The sequence below is a fragment of the Microbacterium sp. H6 genome (genome assembly GCF_003314775.1).
Lineage (GTDB): Bacteria > Actinomycetota > Actinomycetes > Actinomycetales > Microbacteriaceae > Microbacterium > Microbacterium oxydans.
Genome location: NZ_QOAY01000247.1, coordinates 16110 through 20461 on the forward strand (window position 1 = coordinate 16110; position 4352 = coordinate 20461).

Annotated in this window: 6 protein-coding genes; 5 read left to right on the forward strand and 1 reads right to left on the reverse strand. The window is 67.6% G+C overall.

The features are described from left to right. A partial coding sequence (locus DSP71_RS24090; protein ID WP_258546490.1) for a P1 family peptidase occupies positions 1 to 300 on the forward strand: 300 nt, incomplete at its 5' end. A 53-nt stretch (positions 301 to 353) separates the two neighbouring features. Then, positions 354 to 1394 (forward strand): TIGR00730 family Rossman fold protein, encoded by a 1041-nt coding sequence (locus DSP71_RS15750; protein WP_046748266.1) that lies wholly within the window; start codon positions 354 to 356, stop codon positions 1392 to 1394. Here the strand turns inward: DSP71_RS15750 and DSP71_RS15755 are convergent. Next, complete coding sequence (locus DSP71_RS15755; protein WP_113681559.1) at positions 1363 to 2718, reverse strand: FAD-dependent oxidoreductase; 1356 nt, start codon at positions 2716 to 2718, stop codon at positions 1363 to 1365. The genes DSP71_RS15750 and DSP71_RS15755 overlap by 32 nt on opposite strands. A 131-nt stretch (positions 2719 to 2849) precedes the next feature. Between DSP71_RS15755 and nusA the strand changes: the two genes are divergently transcribed. The 3 genes from nusA to DSP71_RS24665 all read left to right on the forward strand — a co-directional run. Beyond that, on the forward strand, positions 2850 to 3833 hold the full coding sequence (gene nusA, locus DSP71_RS15760) for a transcription termination factor NusA (RefSeq protein ID WP_046748267.1): 984 nt from the start codon (positions 2850 to 2852) through the stop codon (positions 3831 to 3833). Between the two features lie 61 nt (positions 3834 to 3894). Continuing rightward, positions 3895 to 4149, forward strand: coding sequence for a YlxR family protein (locus DSP71_RS15765; protein ID WP_082108654.1), 255 nt, complete (start codon positions 3895 to 3897; stop codon positions 4147 to 4149). 94 nt (positions 4150 to 4243) lie between these two features. After that, positions 4244 to 4352, forward strand: a 109-nt coding sequence (locus DSP71_RS24665) for a translation initiation factor IF-2 N-terminal domain-containing protein (protein WP_181800754.1), incomplete at its 3' end; no start/stop codon positions are given.

The following is a 4352-nucleotide window of genomic DNA, read 5'->3' on the forward strand; positions in this document are numbered from 1 at the left end:
CGCAGCGGCACCGCGGGCAGTCACTTCTCGGGCGACATCGTCCTCGCGTTCTCCACCGCGAACGAGGGTGCGCTCACGTCGCAGTTCCCGGAGGGGAGCGACGAGGTCTACGAGACCATGCGCCTGATCCCGTGGGGGCGGATCGATCCCTTCCTGACGGCAGCGGTGCAGGCCGTCGACGAGGCCGTGTGGAACGCACTCGTCGCAGCGCAGGACATGACAGGACGCGACGGGCACAGGAGCCTCGCGCTCCCGCACGACGAGATCCGGGCGGCCGTCGACGAGTCCCGCGGAGTCTGAGCGACGGCGTGGCAGGAGGCCACGGTCGCCCCGGAGCATGACACCCTGGAGGCATGATCGACGAACCTCTCCCTGAAGCGCTCAGCGCCGAGATCAACGCCGTCCTCGACGATGCGGGAGTGCACACCGACCGCAGGCTCGTGATGCGGATGCTGCGCACCGCGATCCTTCTGGGGGAGGACGGCGCCGACCGCCTCGATCTGAAGATCGCCTCGGCAGCGCTCGCCGAGATGCGGGATGCGTTCCGTCTCTTCGCTCCGTTCCGCGGCGTCCCCAAGGTCACGGTCTTCGGCTCGGCGCGAACCAGGCAGGACGATCCGCTGTATCTGACGGCGCGCGACGTCGCCTCGGCCCTCGCGGGGGATGGGTGGATGGTCGTCACGGGGGCGGGGCCCGGCATCATGCAGGCGGCTTCCGAGGGAGCGGGTCCTGCCCTCTCGCTGGGCGTCTCGATCAGGCTCCCGTTCGAGGAGAAGCCCAACGGCTTCGTGGCCGGCCAGGACCACGTGGTCGCGATGAAGTACTTCTTCACCCGCAAGCTCATGCTCATCAAGGAATCGCTCGGGTTCATCTGCCTGCCGGGTGGGTTCGGCACCCTCGACGAGATGTTCGAGCTGCTCACCCTGCAGCAGACCGGCAAGGCGGAACCGACGCCGATCGTTCTCCTCGACGAGCCGGGTGGCACGTTCTGGCAGGGGCTTCGCAGCTTCATCGACGACCATCTCGCCCCGACCGGGGTCATCTCGGAGGGCGACTTCGATCGCGTCGTGATCACGGATTCGGTCGATGCGGCCAGGGCGGAGATCACGGGCTTCTGGCACAACTACGACTCATTGCGCTGGGTGGGCGATGCGCTGGTGCTGCGGCTCAAGGCGGAGCCGACGGACGAGGAGATCGATCGGCTCAACGAGGAGTTCGGCTCGATGCTGTCATCGGGGAGGATCGAGCGGACGGGCCCGCGTCAGCCGGAGGTCGCCGACGCCGACAACCTCGACCTCCCGCGCCTGATCCTGCACCTGGATCAGCGGCAGGTGGGCAATCTGTTCCGACTGATCGGCGCGATCAACGCCCTACCGTCTGCTCCCGCGCGGTGATGCGGGCGGCGAAGTCGGCGAGATCGACCGGGCGATCGAGGATGCGCTCCGCAGCGCGGTGGCCGGAGTAGAACGCCGCCCCGACCGTGGCCGGCTCATCGCCCCAGGTGGCTTCGCCGGCGAAGTGCAGCACCCCGTCGACGGGGCCCGCCAGAGCATCGTGATCGTGGTGCGTCGATCCCAGGGCGAGGTGGGAGTACGAGCCGTTCGAGAACTCGTCCTCGCCCCAACGCGTGACCCAGTGCGCGAGCGGTTCACCGACGGCGTCTCCGTAGAGGACGTGGAGAGCGCTGACCGCGTCGGCGACGATCTCGGCATCCGCGAGGTCCTGCATCCGACGACCGAAAGGGCCGGCGGCGAAGGTGAGGAGCGTGGGGATCCCGCTCACTGCCGACACGTCGTACCAGGAGTGCCAGTGCTCGCCGGCGTCGCCGAGTGCGCGGATCACGTACGTCTCCTCGTCCCAGAAGCGCTCGGGGAACTGGACGAACACCTTGTTGAACACGCCCATCCCGAGGCGGGAGATAGGGCCGGAGACCGCTTCGGGGAGCTCGGGATCGAACGAGATCGTTCCCGCCTTGAGGACCCCGAGCGGCACGGTGACGATGACGCGATCCGCGCGGTACTCGGTATCACCGGCGCGCACGACGACGCCCGCTGCGGAACGGCTCACGCGGGTCACGACCGTCTCCAGGCGCACATCGAGGCCGTCTGCGATGCGGCGGGGGAGCTCGTCGTAACCGCGGGGGAAGATGACCTCGTCGCCCTCGATCGCATCCTCATCGAGGCCATGGGCATCGAGATCGCCGATCCAGGCGCCGCACTGCTCCTCGACGCGATGGCGGAAGAACTCGCGGATGTCGTCGATGCGATCAGGGGAGAGCCCCGACCTGTCCAGAGCGCGCTCCGTGACGTCCAGGTACGTGTCGCCGGAGGAGGATGCGGCGATCTCTTCCACGAGCAGGCGGTCGGCCAGGTCGACGTCGCTGACCCACTGCGCGGTCGCGGCTTCGTCCAGACGGCGGCCCTCGCCGTCGTAGTTCTCGATCGGGCGACCTCCCACCTGGAAGCTGCCCACCGTGTACTCGATCGCCGGGATGCGCAGCGCATGCACGAGGTCCCACAGCGGGGAGTTCCCGATGCCGTGGATCCATGAGGCGCCGAGATCGACCGGGAATCCGGCGCTGCGGTCGGTGTGCATGCGGCCTCCGATGCGGTCGCGGCCCTCGAGGACCACGACGCGCTGACCGGCGTCGGCGAGCATCCGGGCGCTCGTGAGCCCCGACATGCCTGCGCCGATCACGACCGTGTCGAATGTGCTCACGTGCTCCTCCTCGAGCGGCTCCGGGATTCCGCCACCGCCGCCGCCGTGCGGGAGCCGGTGGGCACAGGGTATCGTGGTACGGATGTCGCGCGTGCGAACAGGCGCGACGAGAGCTGAATAGAGAGGCCGTCATGGACATCGAACTGAGTCTGCTGCGAGGGATCGAGAAGGAGAAGGCGATTCCCTTCGATGAGCTCGTCGCCATCATCGAGCAGGCGATCCTGACCGCGTACTCCAAGCACGTCGCAGCCGACGGCGTCACGCCCGAGGGTGTCCGCGTCGACCTCGACCGCAAGACCGGCCATGTCGCCGTCCTGCAGGTCGTCAAGGACGAAGAGGGCGCGATCATCGGCGAAGAGGACGCGACGCCGGATGACTTCGGCCGCATCGCCGCCTTCGCCGCCAAGCAGGTCATCAGCCAGCGTCTCCGTGACATCGCGGACGACGTCGTGCTCGGCGACTTCAAGGACAAGGAAGGCGACATCGTCGCCGGCGTGATCCAGCAGGGCCCGAATCCCCGCATGATCCACGTCGACCTCGGTTCCGTCGAGGCGATCCTTCCCCCTGAGGAGCAGGTGCCCGGCGAGGAGTACACGCACGGCTCGCGCCTGCGCGTCTACGTCACGAGTGTGGCCAAGGGGCTCAAGGGGCCGCAGATCACCGTCTCGCGTACGCACCCTGGGCTCGTCCGCAAGCTCTTCGCCCTGGAGGTGCCGGAGATCGCGGCCGGTCTGGTCGAGATCGTGGCGCTGGCCCGGGAGGCCGGACACCGCACGAAGATCGCGGTGAAGGCGAACGACCCCTCGATCAATGCCAAGGGCGCCTGCATCGGTGAGCTGGGTCGTCGTGTGCGCGCGGTGACCGAGGAGCTCGCCGGCGAGAAGATCGACATCGTCGACTACGACGCGGATCTCCCGACCTTCGTGGCGCACGCGCTTTCACCCGCCAAGGTCACAAGCTCTTTCGTGCTCGATGCCGGCACCAAGGCGGTCCGCGCGCTGGTGCCCGACTACCAGCTGTCGCTCGCGATCGGCAAGGAGGGCCAGAATGCCCGCCTGGCCGCCAAGCTCACGGGGGCGAAGATCGACATCCAGCCGGACAGCGTCCTCGACTGACCGGCTTCGGCCTTCCGCCGCGCCCGGGAACGGGCGAGGCGGGGTGAAACGCAGGTGTAAGATGGAACCCGTACGAACGTGCGTCGGTTGTCGCACGCGTGCTCCCCGCTCCGCCCTTCTCCGGGTGGTTGCCCAGAACGACACCCTCATCCCTGATGAGCGTGCTGTCCTGCCGGGGCGCGGCGCGTGGGTGCATCCGACACCCGAATGCATGGAGGCCGCTCTGCGGCGACGAGCCTTCGGACGAGCACTGCGTGTGAACACTCAGCTGGACACACGGACCTTCGAACAGCACCCACCAAGAAACAAAGGCTGAACAGCTATGGAAACAAAGTGAACGGCTCGAAATGAGACCCGTCCGCGACTAGTGGTCTGCCCTGTCTGGGTGGACCGACTCAGACAGGAGAATTGTGGCTGGTAAACCACGCGTACATGAGATCGCCGCCGAACTCGGCGTCGACAGCAAGATCGCACTTGCAAAGCTCAAGGAACTCGGCGAGTTCGTGAAGAGCCCCTCTT

Coding starts and splice junctions, on each gene's coding strand:
- DSP71_RS15765 (WP_082108654.1), top strand. CDS start 3,895: ATGGAACCCGTACGAACGTGCGTCGGTTGTCGCACGCGTGCTCCCCGC.
- DSP71_RS15750 (WP_046748266.1), top strand. CDS start 354: ATGATCGACGAACCTCTCCCTGAAGCGCTCAGCGCCGAGATCAACGCC.
- nusA (WP_046748267.1), top strand. CDS start 2,850: ATGGACATCGAACTGAGTCTGCTGCGAGGGATCGAGAAGGAGAAGGCG.